The 24,040-nt window shown below is 58.8% G+C and carries 22 protein-coding genes; 11 read left to right on the forward strand and 11 right to left on the reverse strand.

Going from position 1 to position 24,040, the window contains the following annotated elements; translation table 11 throughout:
• Positions 1-6 precede the first annotated feature (6 nt).
• The 4 genes from B5F98_RS02265 to B5F98_RS02280 form a co-directional block, all read right to left on the reverse strand.
• Entirely contained in the window at positions 7-657 is a 651-nt protein-coding gene (locus B5F98_RS02265) for a hypothetical protein (protein ID WP_087369429.1), read from the reverse strand.
• Positions 654-1,577: a hypothetical protein gene (locus tag B5F98_RS02270; protein ID WP_087369430.1), complete on the reverse strand. Its 924-nt coding sequence runs from the start codon at positions 1,575-1,577 to the stop codon at positions 654-656. The genes B5F98_RS02265 and B5F98_RS02270 overlap by 4 nt, the downstream gene beginning before the upstream one ends.
• A 375-nt stretch (positions 1,578-1,952) precedes the next feature.
• Positions 1,953-2,942: an SPFH domain-containing protein gene (locus B5F98_RS02275; protein ID WP_087369431.1), complete on the reverse strand. Its 990-nt coding sequence runs from the start codon at positions 2,940-2,942 to the stop codon at positions 1,953-1,955.
• The gene (locus B5F98_RS02280; RefSeq protein WP_087369432.1) at positions 2,939-3,388 is read right to left on the reverse strand and encodes an NfeD family protein; all 450 of its coding nucleotides are present in this window, start codon (positions 3,386-3,388) and stop codon (positions 2,939-2,941) included. The genes B5F98_RS02275 and B5F98_RS02280 overlap by 4 nt, the downstream gene beginning before the upstream one ends.
• A gap of 181 nt (positions 3,389-3,569) precedes the next feature.
• Between B5F98_RS02280 and B5F98_RS02285 the strand changes: the two genes are divergently transcribed.
• From B5F98_RS02285 to groL, 4 genes are all read left to right on the forward strand, one after another.
• On the forward strand, positions 3,570-4,694 hold the full coding sequence (locus tag B5F98_RS02285; protein ID WP_087369433.1) for a class I SAM-dependent RNA methyltransferase: 1,125 nt from the start codon (positions 3,570-3,572) through the stop codon (positions 4,692-4,694).
• Between the two features lie 15 nt (positions 4,695-4,709).
• Entirely contained in the window at positions 4,710-5,633 is a 924-nt protein-coding gene (locus tag B5F98_RS02290) for a diacylglycerol kinase family protein (RefSeq protein ID WP_087369434.1), read from the forward strand.
• A gap of 184 nt (positions 5,634-5,817) precedes the next feature.
• Entirely contained in the window at positions 5,818-6,105 is a 288-nt protein-coding gene (locus tag B5F98_RS02295) for a co-chaperone GroES (RefSeq protein WP_087232017.1), read from the forward strand.
• 30 nt (positions 6,106-6,135) lie between these two features.
• Positions 6,136-7,761, forward strand: a complete 1,626-nt coding sequence (gene groL, locus B5F98_RS02300) for a chaperonin GroEL (RefSeq protein ID WP_087369435.1) — start codon at positions 6,136-6,138, stop codon at positions 7,759-7,761.
• A gap of 838 nt (positions 7,762-8,599) precedes the next feature.
• Here the strand turns inward: groL and B5F98_RS02305 are convergent.
• Positions 8,600-8,920, reverse strand: coding sequence for a helix-turn-helix transcriptional regulator (locus tag B5F98_RS02305; RefSeq protein WP_087369436.1), 321 nt, complete (start codon positions 8,918-8,920; stop codon positions 8,600-8,602).
• A gap of 135 nt (positions 8,921-9,055) precedes the next feature.
• Here B5F98_RS02305 and B5F98_RS02310 point away from each other — a divergent pair, with 135 nt between their 5' ends.
• Complete coding sequence (locus B5F98_RS02310; protein WP_087369437.1) at positions 9,056-9,721, forward strand: AsnC family protein; 666 nt, start codon at positions 9,056-9,058, stop codon at positions 9,719-9,721.
• A 50-nt stretch (positions 9,722-9,771) separates the two neighbouring features.
• Here the strand turns inward: B5F98_RS02310 and rpiB are convergent, their stop codons facing one another.
• From rpiB to B5F98_RS02325, 3 genes are all read right to left on the reverse strand, one after another.
• Positions 9,772-10,215 carry a ribose 5-phosphate isomerase B gene (gene rpiB, locus B5F98_RS02315; protein WP_087369438.1) on the reverse strand — a complete coding sequence of 148 codons (444 nt, stop codon included), beginning with the start codon at positions 10,213-10,215 and terminating at the stop codon, positions 9,772-9,774.
• A gap of 18 nt (positions 10,216-10,233) precedes the next feature.
• Positions 10,234-11,040 (reverse strand): PHP domain-containing protein, encoded by an 807-nt coding sequence (locus tag B5F98_RS02320; protein ID WP_087369439.1) that lies wholly within the window; start codon positions 11,038-11,040, stop codon positions 10,234-10,236.
• Positions 11,041-11,225: 185 nt separating this feature from the next.
• Complete coding sequence (locus B5F98_RS02325) at positions 11,226-13,241, reverse strand: glycosyltransferase family 39 protein (protein ID WP_087369440.1); 2,016 nt, start codon at positions 13,239-13,241, stop codon at positions 11,226-11,228.
• Positions 13,242-13,516: 275 nt separating this feature from the next.
• Here B5F98_RS02325 and hrcA point away from each other — a divergent pair, with 275 nt between their 5' ends.
• The 5 genes from hrcA to B5F98_RS02350 all read left to right on the forward strand — a co-directional run bounded on the left by hrcA (position 13,517) and on the right by B5F98_RS02350 (position 21,778).
• Positions 13,517-14,581 carry a heat-inducible transcriptional repressor HrcA gene (gene hrcA, locus B5F98_RS02330; protein ID WP_087369441.1) on the forward strand — a complete coding sequence of 355 codons (1,065 nt, stop codon included), beginning with the start codon at positions 13,517-13,519 and terminating at the stop codon, positions 14,579-14,581.
• Positions 14,582-14,587: 6 nt separating this feature from the next.
• On the forward strand, positions 14,588-15,142 hold the full coding sequence (gene grpE, locus B5F98_RS02335) for a nucleotide exchange factor GrpE (RefSeq protein ID WP_087369442.1): 555 nt from the start codon (positions 14,588-14,590) through the stop codon (positions 15,140-15,142).
• Positions 15,143-15,197: 55 nt separating this feature from the next.
• Entirely contained in the window at positions 15,198-17,054 is a 1,857-nt protein-coding gene (dnaK, locus tag B5F98_RS02340; protein WP_087369443.1) for a molecular chaperone DnaK, read from the forward strand.
• A gap of 90 nt (positions 17,055-17,144) precedes the next feature.
• Positions 17,145-18,317 carry a molecular chaperone DnaJ gene (gene dnaJ, locus B5F98_RS02345; RefSeq protein ID WP_087369444.1) on the forward strand — a complete coding sequence of 391 codons (1,173 nt, stop codon included), beginning with the start codon at positions 17,145-17,147 and terminating at the stop codon, positions 18,315-18,317.
• Positions 18,318-18,448: 131 nt separating this feature from the next.
• Entirely contained in the window at positions 18,449-21,778 is a 3,330-nt protein-coding gene (locus B5F98_RS02350) for an SIR2 family protein (protein ID WP_087369445.1), read from the forward strand.
• An 84-nt stretch (positions 21,779-21,862) separates the two neighbouring features.
• On the opposite strand, the gene B5F98_RS02355 is transcribed toward B5F98_RS02350, so the two are convergent.
• Entirely contained in the window at positions 21,863-22,072 is a 210-nt protein-coding gene (locus tag B5F98_RS02355; protein ID WP_143482714.1) for a hypothetical protein, read from the reverse strand.
• Between the two features lie 178 nt (positions 22,073-22,250).
• Positions 22,251-22,658, reverse strand: coding sequence for a hypothetical protein (locus tag B5F98_RS02360; protein WP_087233495.1), 408 nt, complete (start codon positions 22,656-22,658; stop codon positions 22,251-22,253).
• A gap of 123 nt (positions 22,659-22,781) precedes the next feature.
• Between B5F98_RS02360 and B5F98_RS02365 the strand changes: the two genes are divergently transcribed.
• Complete coding sequence (locus tag B5F98_RS02365) at positions 22,782-23,399, forward strand: single-stranded DNA-binding protein (protein WP_087369447.1); 618 nt, start codon at positions 22,782-22,784, stop codon at positions 23,397-23,399.
• On the opposite strand, the gene B5F98_RS02370 is transcribed toward B5F98_RS02365, so the two are convergent.
• A complete protein-coding gene (locus B5F98_RS02370; protein WP_087233489.1) occupies positions 23,378-23,962 on the reverse strand; it encodes a uracil-DNA glycosylase in 585 nt (194 codons plus the stop codon). The two genes, B5F98_RS02365 and B5F98_RS02370, sit on opposite strands and share 22 nt — an antisense overlap.
• Between the last annotated feature and the right edge of the window lie 78 nt (positions 23,963-24,040).

Consider the following 24,040-nt stretch of genomic DNA (forward strand, 5'->3'; position numbering starts at 1 on the left):
ACCTCCTTATGTGTTTGCGTGTTTCCCGCCAATTTTCCCCAAACGCTCCAGATCTTGGCGGAGCACCTTTCGGCTATCCATGCCGATGTACCCGCACACCAGCACCAGGGCCAGAGCTACCACGGCGCAGATGGCTGCGGCCCCATAAATCTGATGCGTTACGGCAACATACAAGAGTGCACCAAACAGGACCAGGGCCCACAGGAGCATCCCAAACACACGGCACATATGGATGAAAAATGCCTGATGGAGCACTTGGGGAACCGGCTCACAGGTGGACTTTTCCAGGGCCACCCCATCCCCCGTGATCTCCAGCTTGGGGGGATGCAGGGCTTTGTTCGACTTGGTGACTTGGACGGTGCAAGAGCCGTCTTTGGTGGGGCGGAGCACAGCCCCCAGGCGGTAGGGCATCACGTCATCCCATTTGGTGTCGCCGAAATGCAGGGCAGCCTGTAATGGTGCGGTGATCACAATGCCCAGGGCGGCCAAGACCTTCCATTTGCTGGTTAAGGGCGGGTCTTGGACCAGGGTGAGGGTCTCACCCTCCGCCACGTCTACTTCCACCGGAGTGTCCGGGGACAAATCCATCCGGTTTCCATGGTGCATAAAGTGCATCCCCAGTCCTTCGGGGAGAATTCCGTGTAAGCGTACATTCATAGATTATCTCCTCCTGTTTGTGTGCCTTTAAGGGTCCGGCGGTATTCCTCCAGCTGCGCCTGGGAGAAGGGACAGTCCGGGTTTCTGTCATAGACCGAGAGAATCCAGCGCAGTACCTCCCGGTTTCCCGGGTCAAGTTCCAGCGCACGGGTGAGGTGCCAGTGGATGAGGGCATCTGCCCCCAGGATCGTGGGCTCCATGAAGGTCAGGTAGTTGCAGATGGTCAGGTGTTTGTCCGGGCTCTCCTCCTGGGAGATGACGTACATGAGGAACGCGTACATGGTCAGGCTGTTGACCTTGGGAAAGTCGTGGGACAGGTGGTCAAAGGAGAACTCATAGGACACCATGGACAGGTCCCGGTATACGCTGTCAAAATGCAGGTGCATGATCTCCTTTTGCAGGGGCTTCCGGTAGATATCTGGAATGTCCCGGGGGCCGGTGTTTCTCTGGATGGAGACGGCGTACACATAGCAGGGGGCCCAGTCCTTCTCGTCATCGTCGCAGTCCAGCAGCGGGAGAATCTGTGCCACATCCTCGGTGCGGGGGCACAGGCCGTGCTCGTTGAGAAACTCCTCCGCTTCGTTGGGCACTTCACCATACAGCAGAGACTCCTCCAGATTGTGGGCCACGTCCACCCCCAGAAACTCCAGCCCATAGCCGTAAGCCCGCTCCAAGGGGGTGGAGTCGTACACGATCACCTCACAGGGGAAATGGAATTGCCGCAGCAGGGAGCAAAGCTCCATCATTTTGGCCAGCCCCTGTTGGGAAGGGGGATTCTGCCACTGGTCCAGGGATTGCGCGTACTGGTCCAGCAGCTGGGAAAACTCTTTCTTGGACTCGTTGGGGTAAAAATCGGCACCGTCCAGACACCGCCCAATGCCTCGATAACGGGTCTGAATGGGGACAACGTCATACAACATTCCGTGTCACCTTCCTCTATACATGTATTGAAAATGGGGTTTTGTGACGGCAACGTCAAAATAAAATGGATAACGACAAATCGCAGCGACAAAAAGCCCTCGGCAGAGTTTTCCTGCCTGCTGGCGGGAAAATAAATTAAAATCCGTTTTTTCCGGGGACATGTGCATCGGAAAAAACACTTCTCAGCCCGCCAGTGTGGAATCGGGTCGTCCTTTGACCCGATTATGCATGCAGCGGGCTGTAACTCTTCGAAAAAATGCTGGCATTTTTGAGAATCGTGTCGAACTGGTTCGACACGATAAACGCTCCTGGAATCCCAGCGATTCCAGGAGCGTTGCTGTGGGTGTTGTCTTATGGGGAAGTCCTGGCCTTCCTCAGGGCTTGGGGGTAGGAGCCTTCTGGGTGGGAGCCGGGGCGGCGGGATTGGGGGTGACGGAGTCAAACACCGTCTTGGCAGAGGCGCACAGGCCAGCCAGTCCCTGAATCTCGCTGGGAATGATGATCTTGGTGGCCCGGCCGTCGGCGGCCTTCTGGAAGGCCTCCAGAGCCTTGAGCTGGAGCACTTCGGAGTTGGGGGCGGCCTCGTTCAACAGCTTCAAAGCGTCGGCGGTGGCCTGCTGCACCTTCAAAATGGCCTCGCTCTCCGCCTCGGCGGCCAGGATACGGGCGGTCTTTTCGGCCTCGGCCTGCATGATCTTGGCCTGCTTGGCGGCGTCAGCCCGGAGAATGGCGGACTGCTTCTCGCCCTCAGCCACCAGAATCTGAGACTGCTTCTGGCCCTCGGCCTGGAGGATGGCTTCCCGGCGCTCGCGCTCGGCACGCATCTGTTTCTCCATGGACTCCTGAATGTCCCGGGGAGGCATGATGTTCTTCAGCTCCACGCGGTTGACCTTGATGCCCCAGGGGTCGGTGGCTTCGTCCAGAATGGAGCGCATCTGGGTGTTGATGTGGTCACGGCTGGTGAGGGACTGGTCCAGCTCCAGGTCGCCGATGATGTTACGCAGGGTGGTGGCGGTGAGGTTCTCAATGGCGCTCAGGGGCTGCTCCACGCCGTAGGTATACAGCTTGGGGTCGGTGATCTGGAAATACAGGACGGTGTCGATCTGCATGGTGACGTTGTCCTTGGTGATGACGGGCTGGGGCGCAAAGTCCACAACCTGCTCTTTCAGGGAGACCATTTTGGCCACGCGCTCAATAAAGGGAATCTTGAAGTGGAGACCCACGCTCCACACGGCACGGAACGCGCCCAAACGCTCCACAACCATGGCCTTGGACTGGGGGACTACCTTGACGTTGGCGGCAATGACCAGCAGAATGATGATGATCACGGCCACCGGGATGGCAATAGCCAACAAATCGTTCATTTAACTTCCTCCTTACTCTTTTCAACCATAACTTTGACACCTTCTATGCGCAGCACCCGTACCATGGCCCCGGCGGGGATGGGGGTGTCGTGCTCACTGCGAGCGGTCCAGGTGACACCGCCGATGGTGACGGCGCCGGTGCCCTGGATGTTGTCAATGTCCTGGGTGACCCGGGCCTCTTGCCCAATGACCCGGTCAGCGTTGGTGGGCTCCACCCGGTTATTCAGATATTTTTTTGCCAGGGGGCGCAGGGCCACCAGACACACCAGGGAGAGCACAATGAAAATGCCCAGTTGCAGCCAGATGTTTCCTCCGGCCAGGGCACACACCAGCGCACCCAGAGAACCGATGGCAAACCACACGGAAGTCAGGCCCACGGTGGCGGCTTCGGCGACCGCGAAGATAATCAGCAGCGCCAGCCAGACAATTTGATAAACAGTGTCCATACTGGTCACCTCCTTTGGGGGTAGTATAGCACATGCCTTTCAGCGATACCACTACAATTTGTAACCATTAAGCAAAATATCAAAAAATTATTATCCTTGTCATGGGGTGTCAAATTGGGTATAATAAAAAAGATTATGACCATTTGAAGACGACAGGGGAAACCCCCGGAGAGGATGGAATATGGACGGGAAACTGCAATTTGTCATTCCCACCCTGCTGGGGGTGGAGAGCCTGGTGAGCTATGAGGTGAAGAAGCTGGGCCTTGCCGACGTGCGGGCGGAAAACGGCCGGGTGCTGTGCACCGGCACCAAGAAGGACATTCCCCGGCTGAATCTGAACCTGCGCACCGGCGCAAGAGTGCTCATTCTCCTGGGGGAGTTTATGGCCCCCAACTTTGAGGCCCTCTTTGAGGGCACCTACGCTCTGCCCTGGGAGGAGTTCATCCCCCGGGAGGGCAAGTTCCCGGTGAAGGGCTACGCCATCAACTCCGCCCTCCACGCCGTGCCCACCTGCCAGGCCATGGTGAAAAAGGCCATTGCCAAGCGGCTGGGCAAGGTGTACGGGCTGGAGACCCTGCCGGAGACGGGGGTGCTGTACCAGGTCCAGTTTGCCATCTTCAAGGACCGGGCCTCCCTGATGCTGGACACCTCCGGCGAGGGCCTGTACAAGCGGGGTTACCGGGCCCAGGGCGTGGCCGCTCCCTTGAAGGAGACTTTGGCGGCGGCCATGGTGGCCCTGTCCCGCTATAAGGGAAAGGACCCCTTCTGCGACCCCTTCTGCGGCTCCGGTACCATCGCCATTGAGGCCGCCCTCATCGCCAAGAACCGGGCCCCTGGCCTGGGCCGCTCCTTCTCCTCCCAGAAGTGGACCCAGCTGCCCTCCGGGCTGTGGCTGGACGCCGCCGACGAGGCCATGGACGGGGAGTTTGACGGAAACTACGAGATCTGGGGCGGCGACATCGACCCCCAGGCGGTGGAGCTGGCCCAGCACAACGCCCAGCTGGCCGAGGTGGACGACGTGGTGTCCTTTGAAGTGGCGGACGCCACCCGGTTCCACTGGGGCGGCCTGCGGGGACGAGTGGTCACCAATCCCCCCTACGGCGAGCGGCTGATGGAGAAGCGGGAGGCCGAGGAGCTGTACCGGGCCTTTGGCCGGGCCATGGACAAGTTCCCCGACGGCTGGCAGGTGTCCATTCTGTCCTCTCACACCGAGTTTGAGCGCACCTACGGGAAAAAGGCGGACAAGAAGCGGAAGCTGTACAACGGCATGCTCAAGTGCGACCTGTTCCAGTACGGCGTGAAGTGATGGAGAGAGAATGGGATGAAACATTTATTTATCGTCAACCCCGCAGCCGGAAAAGCGGGGAACGAAAATGAGTTACTGGACCAGATTCAGGAGCTGGACCTGGACTGTGAAGTGGTGCACACCCAGCGCCAGGAGGAGGCCTGTGAGATCGCCCGGGCCGCCGCCCAGCGGGGCGAGCCCCTGCGCATTTACGCCTGCGGCGGGGATGGCACCTTAAACGAGGTCATCAACGGGGCAGCGGGCTTTGACCATGTGGCGGTGACCAACGTGCCCCTGGGCACCGGCAATGACTTTTTGAAAATCTTCGGCCCGGAGAACAAGGAGAAGTTTTCCCAGCTGGAGGAGCTCAGCCGAGGCCCTCAGGTGGCCCTTGACCTGATGGAGTGCAACGGCAAGCTGGGGGTGGATATCTTCTGTGCGGGAGTGGATGCCCGCATTGCCGCCGACGTGCACAAGTACCGCCGTCTGCCCCTGGTGCGGGGCATTGGGGCCTACATCCTCTCGCTGGTGGCCAATGTCTTATTTAAAGGTATTAGCCGCCAGACCCAGGTGGAGGCGGGGGAGTACGCCTACCAGGGTCAGACTGCCATTGTATGCGTGTGCAATGGCCGCTATTACGGCGGCGGCTTTATGCCCGTGGGGGACAACCTCCCCGACGACGGCAGGCTGGAGATGCTGGTGGTGCCCAAGGTCAGCCGCAGAACCTTCTTCCGCCTGGTGGGGGAGTACGCCAAGGGCCGCTATCGTCAGCACCCGGATTTGATTACGGCGGTGGAGGGCACCGAGTTCACCATCACCGCTCCCCAGCCCCTGGTGGCGGTGGTGGACGGAGAGGTGCTGCGAGAGCAGCGCTACCACATCCGCCTATCCGACAAGAAGGTGAATTTCTTCTACCCCCAGGGCCTCAGTTATCAGCCCCGGATGGAAGAGGCAAATTAGCACTCTCCCTGTCGCCTTGTGAACAAAAGATGAATTTTTTTCACTCAACCTCTATTTCTCAAAAATAGGGGTTGATTTTTTGGAGTGAAACAGTTATTATCTTATCTAGAGTTAGCACTCGGGTAAAATGAGTGCTAACCCATGAAACCGTAAACCATTGGATTGATATAAGGAGGAACCAATTATGACTCTGAAACCTCTGGCAGATCGCGTGATCTTGAAGGCCATGGAGGCCCAGGAAACCACCAAGGGCGGCATCATTCTCACCGCCAGCGCCAAGGAGAAGCCCGAGATGGCCGAAGTTGTGGCCGTTGGTCCCGGCGGCGTGGTGGACGGCAAGGAAGTCGTCATGACCGTGAAGGTGGGCGACAAGGTGCTCACCAGCAAGTACTCCGGCACCGAAGTCAAAGTGGACGGCGAGGAGTATAATATTGTTCGTCAGAATGACATTCTGGCCATTGTCGAGGACTAATTGAGTTTTTCTTACGGAGGTAATTGAATTATGGCTAAGATTATTTGCTACGGCGAGGAAGCCCGTCACGCTCTGGAGCGTGGCGTCAACCAGCTGGCTGATACCGTGAAGATCACCATGGGTCCCAAGGGCCGCAACGTGGTGCTGGATAAGAAGTTTGGCACTCCCCTCATCACCAACGACGGTGTGAGCATTGCCAAGGAGATTGAGCTGGACGACCCCTTCGAGAACATGGGCGCTCAGATCGTCAAGGAAGTTTCCACCAAGACCAACGACGTGGCCGGCGACGGTACCACCACCGCCACCCTGCTGGCTCAGGCCATCATCCGTGAGGGTCTGAAGAACCTGGCCGCCGGTGCCAACCCCATGGTCATGAAGAAGGGCATTGCCAAGGCCACCACCGCCGCCATCGAGGAGATCAAGAAGAATTCCAAGCCCGTCTCCGGCACCTCTGACATCGCCCGTGTTGGCGCCATCTCTTCCGGCGACGACACCATCGGCGCTCTGATCGCCGAGGCCATGGAGAAGGTCTCCCACGACGGCGTCATCACCGTGGAGGAGTCCAAGACCGCCGAGACCTACTCTGAGGTTGTGGAGGGCATGCAGCTGGACCGTGGCTACATCACCCCCTACATGGTCACCGACACCGAGAAGATGGAGGCCGTTCTGGACGACCCCTATATCCTCATCACCGATAAGAAGATCTCCTCCATCCAGGAGCTGCTGCCCCTGCTGGAGCAGGTGGTGCAGAGCGGTAAGAAGCTGCTGATCATCGCCGAGGACGTGGAGGGCGACGCCCTGTCCACCCTGCTGGTCAACAAGCTGCGCGGCACCCTGAATGTGTGCTGCATCAAGGCCCCCGGCTTCGGCGATCGCCGCAAGGAGATGCTGGAGGATATCGCCATCCTCACCGGCGGCACCGTGGTGTCCACCGACATGGGCATGGACCTGAAGGAAGCCAACCTGACCATGCTGGGCACTGCCCGTCAGGTGAAGGTGTCCAAGGAGAACACCATCATCGTGGACGGCGCTGGCGCCACCGAGAACATCGCCGCCCGTGTGTCTCAGATCCGTCACATGATCGAGAACACCACCTCCGAGTACGACAAGGAGAAGCTCCAGGAGCGTCTGGCCAAGCTGGCTGGCGGCGTGGCCATCATCCGCGTGGGTGCTGCCACCGAGACCGAGATGAAGGAGAAGAAGCTGCGCATTGAGGACGCCCTCAACGCCACCCGTGCCGCCGTGGAGGAAGGCATTGTGGCTGGCGGCGGCACTGCCTACGTCAACGCCATCGGCGCCGTGGAGGCCCTGCTGGACACCGTGGAGGGTGACGAGAAGACCGGCGTGAAGATCATCGCCAAGGCTCTGGCTGAGCCCATGAAGCAGATTGCCACCAACGCTGGCATCGACGGCTCCGTGGTGCTGGAGAAGGTGAAGACCGCTGGCCAGGTGGGCTACGGCTTCGACGCCTACAAGGAGGAGTACTGCGACATGATCTCCTGCGGTATCGTGGACCCCACCAAGGTGACCCGTTCCGCTCTGGAGAACGCCGCCTCTGTGTCCGCCACCCTGCTGACCACCGAGGCCCTGGTGGCCGACAAGCCCGAGCCTCCCGCTCCCGCTGCTCCCGCTCCCGATATGGGCGGCATGTACTAAGAAATAGCCCCAATAAGGTTTCAAAAGGCCGGTGTCTTCGGACACCGGCCTTTTTGAACTTTAAAAGCAACCGTTTTTAGCTGCATTTTGGATTCGCAGCCGAAAATGGTTGCTTTTCGTTTGAAGAGGAAGGGGGAGAACTAAGACACGGGGCGGATGAAGGACTTTTGCTTCTCCGATTTCTCGTGTGCGGACCAGCGCCCCCGCCGGGGACGCTCCGCTGGGCCCGATTTCTCCCCGATGAGAAATCGGGGAAAGAATCGCTTAGGGCGTTCCCCCCTAAGGACCTCCCTGGGGTACGGGGCTGGGCCTGCGTCAAGTCTAGGTTCGGCCCGTCACCCTTGCTGTGGCTCCTAGTACTGCCACCACACCAGGCCACCCTGGGCGGCTGGCCCTATGGCTGGGTGGTTTCCATATCCGGGCCTACCTTGGAGAAGCGGCGTTCCCGCCGCCGGAAGCCAGGCCACCGACCGCTGGGAACAGCGGCTTACCAAGGTAAGGCCCTGGGGGTAGAAGGAAGCACAAGCAGAGGAGTAGGTGGAAACCATAGAACGGAAAGCCATCTATGTGGCATGAACTAGTCCAGGGCCGAGAAGAGAAGGGCGCACCCTCCACCCAGTACCGCGGGATGGATTCCACAAGGCGGGGGAAGGCCCCGCCTTTGGTGGTCTTTGGTTCCTTTCTGGCAGCAGAAAGGAACCCCCAGCGGGGAGCGTCCCCACCAGGCTGGCAAGCCTGAGACTGTGAGGTTAGACGGTCAATCTCTCCGGCCCGGGGGCAGGGAAGAGAAAAAGGAGGAAGCACCTGCTTCCTCCTTTATGCGTTCTGTGGATGAAAATTAACCTCTGTCCCGCAGACCATCCATATAAGCCTCCACCCGCTCTTGTTGGCGGCTATTCAACTGGCGGTAAGCATACAGGTGTGCCAGCTCCTCCGGGGTCAAATCGCTCTGTGCCATGAGACGCTTTTGCTCAGTGAGTCCGGCCAAATAGTCCAGAGATACGCCGAAAAATTGAGCAATCGCCACGAGGGTTTCCAAATCTGGGGTTCGATCCCCCACTTCGTAGGCGCTGACGGTAGATTGAGACAGATTGAGTTTTAGAGCCAGCCCTGCTTGGCTGAGATGACGTTCCTCACGCAGTTGTTTTAATCGTAGCACACGACCACCCGCCTAAGTGTAGATTTCGTTTCATTTGTATTGTATAACACGGTTTGTGTGTTGTAAATAACACGGAAACGGTTTTGGAAAAGTTGCCTTCCCTTTGCTAGAATGGAGAGGAAGGGGGCGAGAACGATGGAACATCATTTTTATCAGGACGACATTCCATACAGCACCTTACAGGAGGACAAAACAGGCTATCAGATTTTGCTGCTCCGGGAGCAGCAAAACCAGAGTTTTACCGCCATTGCCAGCCAATTGGGTGTCTCTCCCGCCCGTGTTCGGCAGCAGTACACCAAAATGAAGGTGCGACAGGTGCGCTTGTACCTTCGCCACATAGCCATTGCCCTGGGCCACGAGAACACCGCACAGGTGCGGAATGTGTTTTCCACCGCCATGGAATGCTATCAAAATTATCCCTATGCCTGTGGGTATCTGGACAAGACCTATGGGGAGATTTTGGAGGCATATCGGGCGGGGGAGCCGGGGACACCCCAGGAGATGTTAGAGAAACTGCCGCCCTGTCCGGTGAAGCTGGGAGAAGAGGAGATTTCCCGCATGGTCACCATGCGGGAGGAGGAGAACGCCAGCTTTCGGGCCATCGGCAGGGCGTTCCACATCACACCGGAAAAGGCCCGGCACACCTATGAGATGGTGTATCACCGCAAGGTGTTGGAGTATGTGGAGGGACTGCAACAGCAGGTGAGAACCTGGGAGGAGCGCCGGGAACTCTGGCGGCGGTATTTTGGCGGGCATCAGTCGGCAAAAACACGGTATGAGAACATCATGAGGGTGAAATAAAGAAAGAGGTGTGGGCCAAGCTCACACCTCTTTTTGATGGGTTTGGGAAATTAGGCCTCATTTTCGATGGCCATGATCTTACCCACACGGCGCGCATGGCGGCCGCCCTCAAACTCGGTGCCCAAAAACACGTCCACAATGCGGTCGGCCATGTTGGGGCCGATGAGAGCGCCGCCCATGGCCAGCATGTTGGCGTCGTTGTGGCGGCGGGTCATCTCGGCGGAATAGGGCTCGCTGCACAGCGCGCACCGGATGCCCCGGACCTTGTTGGCGGCGATGGAGATGCCAATGCCAGTGGTGCACATGACAATGCCCCGGTCACAGTCGCCGCTGGCCACCAGCTGGGCGGCAGCCTTGGCAAAATCGGCGTAGTCGCAGCTGTCGGTGGAGTAGGTGCCGCAGTCCACCACCTGGTGGCCCTGTTCGGTCAGGTACTGCTTGAGGTGCTCTTTCATGGCGAAGGCGCCGTGATCGCTGCCAATGGAAATTTTCATGTTCAGGACTCCTTTTCCTTAAAGTTTGTGACAGACAGGGCGGCGGCCCTGATAGGTGGTGACGTGGGAGAACCCGGCCTCCCGCAGCAGCTCCAGGGCCTCGGGAATCCCCAGGGCCATGTGCTCGGGCTGGTGGGCGTCCGACCCCACGGTGACATACTCGCCCCCGCAGTCCTTGAACCAGCGCAGCAGAGGCAGCCACTCCTCCAGGGACATGCCCCGGCAGGTGTTTACCTCCAGGGCGTGGCCGCTGGCGGCTACTTGGCGGAAGATCTCCTCCACTTGGTCCCGGAAGGGCTCCAGGGTCAGGTGCTGTCCGTCCCGGGCCATATAGCGCAGAGGATAGTTGATGTGGGCCAGGGAGTCGTAGCAATCCGGGTACTCCTTCACCAGCGCCCAGGTGTGGCTGAGGGCGTTTTCCACCGCCTGGCGGCACAGGCCGGGGTCAGCGGTGAAGTTGGTGAAGTAGAAATCCTGGTTGTTCTGCGCCCCAATCCAGTTGTGGAGGGAGCCCAGCACAAAGTCCAGCTCCTCCCCGGCCTGGGCCAGAATGGCCCGGGCAGCCTGGGGATTGTAGGGGGCGGAGCCCAGCTCCAGCCCCAGGCGCACGGTGAGGGGAGCGTCCCCCCGGGTGTGGTACTGGTCCAGAGCCTCCTGCCAGGGGAAGGTGAGGGTGGGCTTGCCGTCTCCGTCCAGCAGGTCGCAGTGGTCGGTGATGCACAGCTCCTGGACCCCCGCCTGTACGGCGGCGGCCATCATGTCAGACAGGGAAGCGGTGCTGTCAAAGGAAATACGGGTGTGGGTATGGGAATCACAGAGATACACAGGGAATCAGCCTCGCAGAGTTTTCCCGCCCGCAGGCGGGAAAAGAATCGGAATCACGTTATTTTCACGGACATGTGCCGGGAAAATAACACTTCTCATGGCGGATGGGGTGACTTTTTCGTAAGAAATCGAGCCACATCCGCCATGCAAAACCTTCTCCAAAGAAGTCCTTGGACTTCTTTGGATTATAGAGGCCAGCTGGGGAACCAACGCAGGAACACCTCGCTGTACCACAGCGGGATATACAGTCCGGTGAGGGCGGGGTAGAAGATGGCGTACACCGCCACGGTGCACCCGGTGAAGCCGTAGACGGCCAGGGTGGCCCCCTTCTTGTGCCGGTCCAGCATGTCGTTCATCAGATAGGCGATGGCGAAGACCAGGAACAGGATGGTGGGGAAGTAGTGATAGGCAAACAGGGTGCGGCCAATGGGCAGCCAAGGCAGGAACTGAGAGAGAATGGCGATGAGGATGAACAGTCCCCGTCCACACTTGCGGCGGATGGTCTGGATGAGCACGGCGAAGAAGGCCAGCAGGCCTGCCCAGGACACCAGGGGATTGTTAAAGGAGGCAAACAGACTCTTGACTCCCTCGGTGTTGGCCAAATCCAGGTCCCGATAGTACAGGATGGGCCGGGCGTCAAAAATCCACTGATACCAGCTGGACTGGTAGGGGTGGGTGGAGTGGACGCCCTGGTGGTAGGAGAGCATGAACTCCTGGTTGCTCCACATCACATTCAGCAGGTTGTCCAGGGTGAGATTGCCCTGGGCAGTGGCGTAGGGGATGTAGGAGGCGGTGTAGATCACCGAGGGCAGGAGCACAAAGAAGATGATGGACAGGGACGTGGTGCTCAGCACGAAGCTGATGAAGTCGAAGCCCTGGGGGTCCAGCTTCCACTCCCGGTATCGGAACACCAGGCCCAGCAGCCACATCACTGCCAGACCGGCCCCGGCGTAGATCACCGTCCACTTGCAGGCGCAGCCGATGCCCCAGAACAGTCCGCACAGGAACAGGGGCACAGCGGTTTTCCGCAGGGAAGAGCCCACGGGGCAGCACAGCCAGCGGTACATAAAGTAGTAGGACACCAGGATGAAGAACACCCCGTAGGTGTCTATGGTGCCGATGCGCGTCTGTACCAGGTGCATGAAGTCAAAGGCGAAGAGACAGGTGCCGCAGAAGGCCACCGGGGTCTTGCCAAAGAAGTTTTTCAGGAACACATAGAGGATGGGCAGCATGAGCACCCCGAACAGGGTCCCCATAAATCGCCAGCCAAAGGGCACCATGCCGAAGAGGGCGATGCCAAGGGACATGATGAGCTTGCCCAGGGGCGGGTGGGAGACCTCATAGGGGTAGATGTTGTTCCGATGCTCCAGAGCGGTGCGGGGGTGGTAGATTTCGTCGAAGTAGGAGGAGTTCATATAGGTCTGCTTGGTGGTCCACTCCTCCGGCTCGTCAAACAGGGCCTCAGCCCCCACGTCCACGTGATCGGGGGTGAGAGGCTCGCCGTCACTCCACAGGGCCAGCTCGGCCAGCCACACACCTTCTGTCCGGTCAGCGGTGGTGGCGGTGATGCGGAAGGTGGTGGCCTCCAGAGTGATGGGGGCCACGTCCATGCCCTCGGGAATCTGGTTTAAGTCCACGGTCTCCCATTTAAATAAGGTGGCGTAGTTCTGGTCCAGGTCCACCCACTTCCAGTCCGAGCCGTTGTTGGTGTACTCCAGACGGTAGGTGCCAGTGCCCAGAGAGGTGTAGAAGGAGATCTCGTCCACCTTTACCGGCTGGGAGAAGGAGAAGGTGTAGGAGTCCCCCTGTTGGAACTTCACGTAGGACTCCGGGGCGGACATACTGCCCAGCTGGAAGAAGGCGGTGATGGCGTAGATCACCGTCACCAACACCAGGGGAATCCAGTCGCACCGCTCCATGGGGGTGTAGGGCAGAGTGAGGCTCATGGACTTGCGCCGGGACTGGGCCTCGGACATGGCAATCCACTCCAGGGAGTTGGCCCGGGGCTTGAGGCAGTACCAGTAATACACGAAAAAGGCCACCACAATGGCCATCCCCATCAGTGCAAACACAAAGGCGGGGGAGAGATTGGTGAAGAACCAGCCAACCCCGGTGACCGCGCTGTCCCAACCCTGCTGTATTCGCTCAAACAGGTTGGGAGAGGCGGAGGGCGTGGCGGTGGCAGCGGTGAAAAGCTCCATAGCGGTTGACCTCCTAGGTGAACATAGACATAGATATACATATTTTACTACGAATGGCCGCTGATGAAAAGACTCAAATGTGAAATTACCCCGCTCTTCCGGGAATTGTTAGCAATCGGCCTGGAATACTGCAAAAAACCCTGTGTGTTTTATCCCCCATTTCCATTCACATTTAATTTACAACTGAACTATTGACAATTCACGGGGGTGGTGGTACAGTATCTTTAGCACTCGGGGATAGTGAGTGCTAATACGAGAGAACAGGAGGATGCCGCTTGGACCTGACAGAACGAAAAAAGAAAATTTTGCGGGCTGTGGTGGAAAGCTATATCCGCACCGCCGAGCCGGTGGGCTCCAAGGCGATTTTGGAACTGGCGGATTTAAAGGTATCCTCCGCCACCATTCGAAATGAACTCTCCGACCTCACCGAGATGGGGTATCTGGAGCAGCCCCACACCTCCGCCGGACGGGTGCCGTCCCCCAAGGGGTATCGGCTGTACGTCAACGAGCTGATGGAGGAACAGCGGCTGAGTCTGGAGGAGACGAAGCAGATCAACGACGCCCTGCATTTGAAAATGCAGGAGCTGGACAAGGTCATCGACCAGGCCGGGCGCATGGTGTCCCAGCTGACCAACTATCCCGCCTTTGCCTTGGCGGGGGAGCGGCGGCGCACCACCATCCGACGCTATGACCTCATCATGGTGGACACCAACTCGTTCATCGTGGTGGTGATGACGGACAGCAACGTGGTGAAAAACAAGCTCATCCGCCTGCCCACCGACCTGTCCCAGCCCCAGCTGCAAATGCTCACCACCCTGCTCAACGCCTCCTTTGTGGGCAAGAGCCTGGAGGAGCTGACCCCCGAACTGATGCGGGTGGCGGAACACGCGGCTGGCAGTGCCTATGGCCTCATCTCCCTGGTGGTGTCCTTTGCCATGGAGGTGCTGGACGCCCTGGAGCACGGCCCGGTGTACACCGCCGGAACCAGCCACATTTTAGACCACCCGGAGTACCGGGACGTGGACAAAGCCCAGAAGCTCATGAGCTACCTCAATGAGGAGCAGGCCCTGGCCAACGTGCTGGACCTGCCCGCCCTCAGTGAAGACAACACCAAAATCCTCATTGGGCCCGAGAACGTGGCCGATGAATTAAAGGATACCAGCGTGGTGCTGGCCAGCTACGACATCGGAGACGGCATGAAAGGCGTCATCGGTGTGGTGGGGCCCACCCGCATGGATTACGCCAAGGTGGCCGCCAAGCTGTCCTACGTGGCAGACGGCCTGTCCAAGCTCTTTGGACAGGGAGAACTGCCCCCAGCCATTGGCGAAAAGGAGGAATAGTACCCCATGGATGAGAAAAACGTGAACAAGGAAAACCTGGAGCCCCAGGTGGAGAAAGAGGAGCTGGTGGAAGAGCCGCAGCCCGACACCCAGCCCGAGGCCCCAAAGGCCGACCAGCCGGAGACCGGAGCGCCCAAGGCGGATGATCAGTTGGCCCAGGCCCAGGAGAAATACCTGCGCCTGGCCGCCGAGTACGACAACTACCGCAAGCGCACCGCCAAGGAGAAGGAGAGCGCCTGGACCAATGCCAAGGCCCAGACCGTGGCCGCCTTCCTTCCGGTGTACGACAACCTGGAGCGGGCTTTGAAGCAGCAGACCACCGACGAGGCCTACGCCAAGGGCGTGGAGATGACCATGAAGGGTCTTCAGGATGCCCTCAGCGGCCTGGGTGTGGAGCTGATTCCCGCTTTGGGCGAGACCTTCGACCCCAACCGCCACAATGCCGTGATGCATGTGGAGGACGACGCCGCCGAGGAGAACACGGTGGTGGAAGTGTTCCAGCAGGGCTTTACCTGCGGGGATAAGGTCATTCGGTTTGCCATGGTAAAAGTGGCCAACTGATTCATATATTACCCTTTGTAAAAACATATTTGCCATATATTTAGGAGGAATTATTATGTCTAAGATTATTGGTATCGACCTTGGTACGACTAACTCTTGTGTGTCCGTCATGGAGGGCGGCGAGGCCGTCGTCATCCCCAACGCCGAAGGCAACCGCACCACTCCTTCCGTGGTGGCCTTCTCCAAGGACGGCGAGCGCATGGTGGGCCAGGTGGCTAAGCGCCAGGCCATCACCAACCCCGACCGCACCGTGATCTCCATCAAGCGTGAGATGGGTTCCGACTACAAGGTGAACATTGACGGCAAGAAGTACACCCCCCAGGAGATCAGCGCCATGATCCTGCAAAAGCTGAAGGCGGACGCAGAGGCCTACCTGGGCCAGACCGTCACCGAGGCCGTCATCACCGTCCCCGCCTACTTCACCGACGCTCAGCGTCAGGCCACCAAGGACGCCGGTAAGATCGCCGGCCTGGAGGTCAAGCGTATCATCAACGAGCCCACCGCTGCCGCTCTGGCCTACGGTGTGGATAAGGAGAGCGACCAGAAGATCATGGTCTACGACCTGGGCGGCGGCACCTTCGACGTGTCCGTGCTGGAGGTCGGTGACGGCGTCATCGAGGTGCTGGCCACCGCCGGTAACAACCGTCTGGGCGGCGACGACTTCGATAAGTGCATCATGGACTGGATGGCCGCTGAGTTCAAGAAGGCCGAGGGCATCGACCTCACCGGTGACAAGGTCGCCATGCAGCGCCTGAAGGAGGCCGCCGAGAAGGCCAAGATCGAGCTGTCCGGCGTCACTTCCACTTCCATCAACCTGCCCTATATCACCGCTGACGCCACCGGCCCCAAGCACCTGGAGCTGACTCTGACCCGTGCCAAGTTCAATGAGCTGACCGCTCACCTGGTGGAGGCCACCACCGGCCCCGTGCGCCAGGCCATGAACGACGCCGGCCTGAAGTCCAGCGACCTGCACAAGGTGCTGCTGGTGGGCGGCTCCAGCCGTATCCCCGCTGTCCAGGAGGCCGTGAAGAAGATCACTGGCCTGGAGGGCTTCAAGGGCATCAACCCCGACGAGTGCGTGGCCATGGGCGCTGCCATCCAGGGCGGCGTGCTGGTGGGCGACGTCAAGGGCCTGCTGCTGCTGGACGTCACTCCCCTGTCCCTGGGCATTGAGACCATGGGCGGCGTGATGACCAAGCTCATCGAGCGCAACACCACCATCCCCGCCAAGAAGAGCCAGATTTTCACCACCGCCGCCGACAACCAGACCTCCGTGGAGGTCCACGTGCTCCAGGGCGAGCGTGAGATGGCGCAGTACAACAAGACTCTGGGCCGCTTCCACCTGGACGGCATCGCTCCCGCCCGCCGCGGTGTGCCTCAGATCGAGGTGACCTTCGACATCGATGCCAACGGCATCGTCAACGTCACCGCCAAGGATATGGGCACCGGCAAGGAGCAGAACATCACCATCACCTCCTCCACCAACATGTCCAAGGAGGACGTGGAGAAGGCCGTGCGGGAGGCCGAGCAGTTCGCTGCTGAGGACGCCCGCCGCAAGGAGGAAGTGGACACCCGTAACCAGGCCGACCAGATGGTCTACCAGACCGAGAAGACCCTGGAGGAGATGGGCGACAAGCTGGATGCTGGCGACAAGGCCAACATCGAGGGCGAGCTCAACCGTGTCAAGGAGGCCCTGAAGGGCACCGACACCCAGGCCATCAAGGACGCCACCGAGGGTCTGACTAAGGCGTTCTACGCCGTCAGCGAGAAGCTGTATAGCCAGGCTGGCGCTCAGCCCGGCCCCGACATGGGCGGCGCTGCCGGCGGTGCCACTGGCGCCACCAACAACGGCGGCGACGACAATGTGGTGGATGCCGACTACGAGGTCGTGGACGACGACAACAACAAGTAAGTAATTGACCGGGTTTCACAAGCGGGGTGCATCAAACCACCCCGCTTGTGGCAGGTTTATTTATCCTGCCCAGTGAGGTGACGACATACAATGGCAGAACAAAAACGTGACTATTATGAGGTCCTGGGCGTGTCCAAGACCGCCTCGGACGATGAATTGAAAAAGGCCTACCGCAAGCTGGCCAAGCAGTATCACCCTGACCTGAACCCGGGCAATGCAGAGGCAGAGCAGAAGTTCAAGGAGGTCAACGAGGCCTATGAGGTGCTGTCCGACAAGGACAAGCGAGCCAAGTATGACCAGTTCGGTCACGCCGGAGTGGACCCCAACTTCGGAGCCGGTGGCTTTGGAGGCGGCGGCTTCGGGGGGTTCGACATGGGCGACGTGGATTTGGGCGACATCTTCGGCTCCTTCTTCGGCGGCGGCTTTGGCGGGTTTGGCGGCGGTCAGCGCCAGGCCAACCCCAACGCCCCCAAGCGGGGGGCTTCTCTGCGTGTCAACATGACCATCACCTTTGAGGAGGCCATGCGAGGCGTGGAGAAGGAGATCAGCCTCAACCGCACCGAAAACTGCACCACCTGCCACGGCTCGGGCTGTGCCAGCGGCACCACCGCTGAGATCTGCCCCGACTGCCACGGCACCGGCCAGGTGCGCATCCAGCGGGGTGCAGGCGGCTTCGCCTTTACCACCACCGCCCCCTGTTCCAAGTGCCGGGGCACCGGTAAGATCATCCACCAGCCCTGTCCCGACTGTCACGGAGACGGCCAGGTGCGCCGCCCCCGCAAGATCAAGGTGAAGATCCCCGCCGGCATCGACGATGGACAGTCCATCTCCATGCGCGGCCAGGGCAACGAGGGCCAAAACGGCGGCCCCGCCGGAGACCTGCTGGTGAACATCTCGGTGATTCCCGACCCCCGCTTCCAGCGGGACGGGTACGATTTGTACCTGGAGCAGAAGGTGAGCTTCACCCAGGCCGCTCTGGGCGCCGAGTTGCAGATCGACACCATTGACGGCAAGGTCAAGTACAACTTGCCCGCCGGGACCCAACCCGGCACCACCATCCGCCTGCGGGGCAAGGGTGTGCCCAATGTCCACGGACGGGGCCGGGGCGACCAGTACCTGCTCATCAAAGTACAGGTGCCCACCAACCTCACCAATGAGCAGCGGGACGCTCTGAAGGAGTACGCCCGCACCATGGGGGAAGGGTCCCCCGCTCCGGCAACCCCGGTGCGGGACTTCTTTGAGAAGAAGCGGAAGAAGAAATAAAAAATCAAAAAATGAAATGCGGAAGGTCTTCTGTAGGACCTTCCGCATTCTTTTTTGTCAAACCTTGCGTGTGGGATGGCCATGGTGTAAAATGGATAAAATAGACGGTACAGACAGGAGGAAATCGAGCCATGGCAGCCATCACTTTTATGGAAATTATGAACTGCTATCCCGATAATAAAATGGTTTATGACCATATCAAACGGGACTGTGGCAAACTGATTCCCTTTGTGGGGGCAGGCCTGTCCGTGCCTGGCTATCCTCTGTGGCCCAAGGCCCTGAAAGGACTGGCGGAACAGGTGGCAGTACCGGAGACAAAAAGCGATATTTTAGATATGGTAGAGGGGGAAAGGCCCCAGCTGCTGGAGGCGGCACAGGCCCTGGAAGATTACTGGGGAGAAGGAGGGATGGCAGATCATCTGCTGGAGCTGTTCTCCGCCGCCAAAATCCCGGAGCACAAGGAGAAGTTGCACCATCAGAGCGTCTGGTTGCTGCCCCTGCTGTTTCCAGGAAAGCCTGCGGTGACCACCAACTTTGACCGGGTGCTGGAGACGGTGTACCACATGCAAGGGTGTCAGTTTGACACGAAGATTTTGCCCAACCGCCAGGAATTGCAAGACCAATTGCGGCAGGGAGAGCGCCACGGCCTGCTGAAGCTCCACGGGGACATCGGAAGCGAAACCCTGGAGTATTCCTCCATCATCTTTGGAAAGCGGCAGTATGAGGAGGCCTACCAGCCGGGGACTCCCATGGTAACCAATCTACAGGCGTGGTTTTCGGGGAAAATGCTGCTGTTTTTGGGATGCAGCCTGAAAGCAGATGAATATTTGAACTTGTTGCAGGAAGTGGTACAGCTGCATCCCGGGGTGACCCATTATGCCATTTTGGAGCGCACAAATAAGAAGGATGCCGCCGCACGGGCCAGGCAGCTGAGGGACCAGTGGGGAATCCGTGCCCTGTTTTATCCAAAGGGGCGGCACGAGGCGGTTCGGGTTATCCTGGAAAAGCTGCTGGAGGACCGGAACCCCACTGCCTATCAGGCCCTGTCCACCCACGTGGGGGCGTTACCCGACCAGAGCCCCAGCAGCCGCTTTCACTACAAAAGTGGGTCGGTCTCCTTCCATGGCAGACGGAAGGAACTGGAGCAGCTGCGGGAATTTTGCGGACAGGAGCATGTGGCCTTTCGCTGGTGGGCAGTGACCGGAGCGGGCGGCGCAGGGAAAAGCCGCCTGGTGTATGAGTTCGGGCGGGAGATGGAGGCCTCGGGGTGGAACGTGCTGTGGCTCAACTCCGCCCATATGGACCACTTGGACACCCTGCCCATCCCCACCAAGACCCTGGTGGTGGTGGACTATGCCCAGGCCTATTTGGGGCCCCTGGGACACTGGATGGAACAACTGGCCCAGAAGCCCCACCTGGTCCCGGTGCGGCTTCTCCTGTTGGAGCGGGACGGTGCAAATCTGGATAGCAGCTCCTGGGGGAGTGGATTAAGAGCCGAGGTGGGTCGGGTTACCCTTGTCCGCCAATCCTGTTGGAGGGAGCCTTTTTTACAGCTGGAGCCTTTGCAGGAGGAGGAACTTCTCTGCATCATGACAGATTTTGCGGCCACGGTGGGAAAGAACCTGCCAGAAGCCAAGGGCCAGCAGCTTCTGGACACCTTGAAAACCACGGACCCAGAATTGCGCCGCCCCCTGTATGCTATGTTTCTCACCGATGCATGGGCCAATGGAGAAAAGCCAGAGAAGTGGGGACAGAAGGCGGTTCTGGACTATGTGCTGCAACGGGAAAATGAGTATTTTGAGGAGAAACTAGGACCAAAATTGTACGACTTGTCCGAAGTATTTTGTCAATTGCGTCTGGTGGCTACCATTTGGGATGGGATTACCCCGGAGCAAGTGGCCCAGGAATATCCCCATCTGTGGAGTGAGGTTCAGGTCCAGGCAAATGCATTCAATTGTGCGAAATTGGAGAAAAAAATGCTTCGACAGGCGGGATTGCTCCAAGGAACAGAACTGGCTGGACTAAAACCGGACCTGTTGGGGGAGTATTTTGTGCTCCAGCACCTGGAGGAGCCAGAAGTGTTGCAGTTGCTCTTCCCGGATGGGTGGCAGGCAAAGGGGAGAATTGTGGCGTTTGTGTTTCATATGTATTTGGATTATCATGATAAACTGGAGGATATGGAGGCATTTTGGAAGAATATGCTCTGCCCTTTCACGGGGACGATAAGGATATATGGGATGATGTGGGTGAATGTGGCAGGGCTTTCAAATACACATAATGTACTCGCAGTTGATAGGCTAAAGAGATTGTGGGAAGTAGGTGGAAAGCTACCAGTGGATGCACTATTGTATGCCCAGGGGCTGTACAACCTATCCTGTGATCAAGAGATAGAGGGGAGAGAAGTCACCGTAGAGCGGTTAAAGGAACTACAGGAACGGTATTATGGGAATGAGGATATTGCCCTTGCATATGCCCAGGGTCTGGTGAACCTGACCGCCAAGCAAGCATTAGAGCAGGTGGAAGTCAGCGTAGAGGGGTTAAGGGAGCTACAGGAGCGGTATTATGGGAATGAGGATATTGCCCTTGCATATGCCCAGGGGCTGGCAAACCTGACCGCCAAGCAAGAGTTAGAGGAAGTAAAAACCACCATGGGGCGATTAAGGGAACTACAGGAACGGTATTCTGGGAATGAAGAGATTGCCGTTACATATGCCAAAGGTTTGGTGAACCTGTCCTGTGATCAAGATGTAGCGGAAGCGGAAGCCAGCGTAGAGCGGTTAAGGGAAGTACAGGAACGGTATTATGGGAATGAGGAAATTGCTCTCCGGTATGCCCGGGGGCTGTTCAATCTAACCAATAAGCAGGAATTGGAGGGAAGAGAAGTCACTGTAGAGCGGTTAAAGGAGCTACAGGAACGGTATTTTGGGAGTGAGGAGATTGCCTTAGAGTATGCCAAGGGGCTGTTCAACCTGTCCTGTGATCAGAAGGTAGAGGAAGCGCAAGTCACTGTAGAGCGGCTAAGGGCACTACAGGAACGGTATTGTGGGAATGAGGAAATTGCTCTCCAGTATGCCTGGGGGCTATTCAACCTGTCCTGTGATCAAGATGTAGCGGAAGCGGAAGCCACGATAGAGCGGTTAGCGGAGTTACATGAGCAGTATTCAGGGAACCAGAAGATAGCCCTTGAGTATGCTAAGGGGCTGGTGAACCTTTCTGATAGACAGGCGGTTGGGGAAGTCCTAGAAACGATACGACATTTAGAAAAGTTATACCGTATGTACTCTGACAACGAGGAGATGAATGTTCAATACGCCATGGGGCTGTATAACCTGGCTGAAAAGCAAGCTGCTCAGGAGGTGCAAATTACGATACCTAAAATAGAAAGATTGCGTCTAAAATATCCTGAAAATGAGGACGTAAAAGAAATTTTAAACGCATTGGAAAAATTGCAAGATAGATAATATGGCAGATACAAACTGTAAGGTATGACACAAAATAAGAGTGCGGGAGGAAGTTCGACTTTCTCCCGCACTCTTGCTATTTATTCACTCGTCTAAGTAATATTGAATCTCACCCACCTGGGCTTCAATCAGCTCCTCCATGGCCTGGTCCACCGCCTCCGTCAGCTCCTTGGGGGGATTGACCGTAGTGTACTCCAGGCCGTGCTCCTGGCAGGATTCCTCCCATTCGCTGGTTGGCCGGGCGTAGGGGAGGGGCTTGCCCCTCCCGAATTTTCTAGGGCAACATCGAGGCACCCACGGGCCGGGCAAGCCACGGCCCCTACCCCAGCGCAACAAGGAGTGCAGCGGTGGCCTTTGGCGACAGGAACGCCGCCCCCGCCGGAGTAGCCCCAGAGGGGGAGCCCAGGAGGGGGTAGCCTTCCTCCAGAAGCTAAAAAACTTCCACAGCCCATCCCTGGACTGTGGAAGTTTTTCAATGTTCAATGGTGATGTTTTCGGTGCCGTGGGCCTCAAATTCGTCGATATAGGCGTCCATGCGCTCCATGAGCTCCTGCTGGTTGCTCTCGTCGATGGGCACATAGTTCATATCCCGCCGGGCCAGGTCCTCGGCCAGAATGTCGAAGAACACGTTGTTCTCATATTCCATGATGGCCTCGTGAATCCCGCCCTCGGCAAAGGCCCTGGAGGGTACGATCTCGCCGTGGTACACCTCCGCCAAGGGCTCCATGCCCTCTCGGGCGGCCTGGGCAAAGAGCAGGCTTTCCACCTGGTCGTAGTCCTCAAAACGGTCGTCGCCCCGGGTGGAGTTGAGCACCCAGTTGCCGATATACACCATGTCCAGCAAGCGTCGGAACTGCTTGCGTGTCAGTTGTACCTCCATATGCAGCCCTCCTTTATAGGGGTATGCCATATATTATACTGACGTGTCTGGGAATGTCAACGGTCATACTCTGGCCCCCGGACGCATACACTCCAACAGATTTTACCCATGGAGTGTGATGTCATGAGCCAAGTAAAAGGAGAAAATCAGGGGATGCTGCGGGGAGAAGTTCTGGCCGTTCCCAAGCTGTCCCACCACAACCACGGGGTGGACTACTACCTGGTGCCCTTCCGGGTGCCCCGCCTGTCGGGAGCCGAGGACGTGGTGAATCTGGTGGTGTCCCAGCCCCAAGAGGAGCTGTGGCAGCCGGGAAACTGGCTGGAGGTGGGGGGCGAGGTGCGCTCCTACAACAACCGCTCGGGGCAGGGCAGCCGCCTGGTCATCACCATGCTGGTGCGGGAGGTGCTCCAGGCCCACTGCCGGGAAGGGGAGAACCACCTGCTGCTGGCGGGCGCCCTGTGCAAGCCCCCGGTGGCCCGCCGTACCCCCTTGGGCCGGGAGATCTGCGATTTGTTGCTGGCGGTGAACCGCCCCTATGGGCGGGCGGACTACTTACCCTGCATCGCCTGGGGGTCGGTGGCAAACCGCTGCGCCCAGATGGAGGTGGGGGACCGGCTGCGCCTGGAGGGACGGCTCCAGAGCCGTCAATACCACAAGATGGTGGAGGGGGAGCGCCAGACCCGCACCGCCTATGAGATCTCCATTATGAATCTGCTGCCTCAGAGCGAGGAGGAGTCGTAGACCTGGGGGCACAGCTGCCGGGCCTTGGAGCGGATGGCCCGCAGGTCCCCGAAGGTGTCCGGCTTCTTGGAGGGGTCCCGGAGCAGAGCAGCGGGGTGGTAGATGGCGGTCATGGCCACCCCGGCCTTCTCCACCCACTGGCCGTGCTGCTGGGTGATCTTGTAGCCGGGGTCAATGAGCCGCTGGGCGGCGATGCGGCCCAGACAGACGATGATCTTGGGGCGCAGCAGGGCTACCTGGTTGCGCAGGTAGCCGATGCAGGCGTCCTGCTCGGTGTGCAGCGGGTCCCGGTTGTGGGGCGGGCGGCACTTGACGATGTTGGCGATGTACACGTTTTTCTCCCGGCTCAGGCCGATGAGGGAGAGCATGTCGTCCAGCAGCTGACCCGCCGGGCCCACAAAGGGGATGCCCTGCAAGTCCTCCTGTTCCCCCGGGCCCTCGCCCACCAGCATAATGGGGGCGTTTTGGGGTCCCACCCCGAACACCACGTGGTGGCGGGTCTCCGCCAGGGGACACTGGCGGCAGGCTTGACAGGTCTCGTTGAGCTGCTCCCAAGATAACATACAGTCGGCTCCTCTCCGGTGATCTTCTTGCCTCTAGTGTACCATAAACTTACGCCCCTGACTAGAGTGTGGCCGCGC

The organism is Pseudoflavonifractor sp. An44, from assembly GCF_002161675.1.
Taxonomy (GTDB): Bacteria; Bacillota; Clostridia; order Oscillospirales; family Oscillospiraceae; genus Enterenecus; species Enterenecus faecium.

Excerpts from the sequence above, each read along its gene's own strand:
- B5F98_RS02365 (WP_087369447.1), top strand. The coding sequence starts at position 22,782 with ATGAGCCAAGTAAAAGGAGAAAATCAGGGGATGCTGCGGGGAGAAGTT.
- B5F98_RS02265 (WP_087369429.1), bottom strand. The coding sequence starts at position 657 with ATGAATGTACGCTTACACGGAATTCTCCCCGAAGGACTGGGGATGCAC.
- dnaK (WP_087369443.1), top strand. The coding sequence starts at position 15,198 with ATGTCTAAGATTATTGGTATCGACCTTGGTACGACTAACTCTTGTGTG.
- B5F98_RS02325 (WP_087369440.1), bottom strand. The coding sequence starts at position 13,241 with ATGGAGCTTTTCACCGCTGCCACCGCCACGCCCTCCGCCTCTCCCAAC.
- B5F98_RS02360 (WP_087233495.1), bottom strand. The coding sequence starts at position 22,658 with ATGGAGGTACAACTGACACGCAAGCAGTTCCGACGCTTGCTGGACATG.
- B5F98_RS02290 (WP_087369434.1), top strand. The coding sequence starts at position 4,710 with ATGAAACATTTATTTATCGTCAACCCCGCAGCCGGAAAAGCGGGGAAC.
- dnaJ (WP_087369444.1), top strand. The coding sequence starts at position 17,145 with ATGGCAGAACAAAAACGTGACTATTATGAGGTCCTGGGCGTGTCCAAG.
- grpE (WP_087369442.1), top strand. The coding sequence starts at position 14,588 with ATGGATGAGAAAAACGTGAACAAGGAAAACCTGGAGCCCCAGGTGGAG.
- B5F98_RS02275 (WP_087369431.1), bottom strand. The coding sequence starts at position 2,942 with ATGAACGATTTGTTGGCTATTGCCATCCCGGTGGCCGTGATCATCATC.
- B5F98_RS02295 (WP_087232017.1), top strand. The coding sequence starts at position 5,818 with ATGACTCTGAAACCTCTGGCAGATCGCGTGATCTTGAAGGCCATGGAG.
- B5F98_RS02370 (WP_087233489.1), bottom strand. The coding sequence starts at position 23,962 with ATGTTATCTTGGGAGCAGCTCAACGAGACCTGTCAAGCCTGCCGCCAG.
- groL (WP_087369435.1), top strand. The coding sequence starts at position 6,136 with ATGGCTAAGATTATTTGCTACGGCGAGGAAGCCCGTCACGCTCTGGAG.
- B5F98_RS02310 (WP_087369437.1), top strand. The coding sequence starts at position 9,056 with ATGGAACATCATTTTTATCAGGACGACATTCCATACAGCACCTTACAG.
- B5F98_RS02270 (WP_087369430.1), bottom strand. The coding sequence starts at position 1,577 with ATGTTGTATGACGTTGTCCCCATTCAGACCCGTTATCGAGGCATTGGG.
- B5F98_RS02285 (WP_087369433.1), top strand. The coding sequence starts at position 3,570 with ATGGACGGGAAACTGCAATTTGTCATTCCCACCCTGCTGGGGGTGGAG.
- B5F98_RS02280 (WP_087369432.1), bottom strand. The coding sequence starts at position 3,388 with ATGGACACTGTTTATCAAATTGTCTGGCTGGCGCTGCTGATTATCTTC.
- rpiB (WP_087369438.1), bottom strand. The coding sequence starts at position 10,215 with ATGAAAATTTCCATTGGCAGCGATCACGGCGCCTTCGCCATGAAAGAG.
- B5F98_RS02350 (WP_087369445.1), top strand. The coding sequence starts at position 18,449 with ATGGCAGCCATCACTTTTATGGAAATTATGAACTGCTATCCCGATAAT.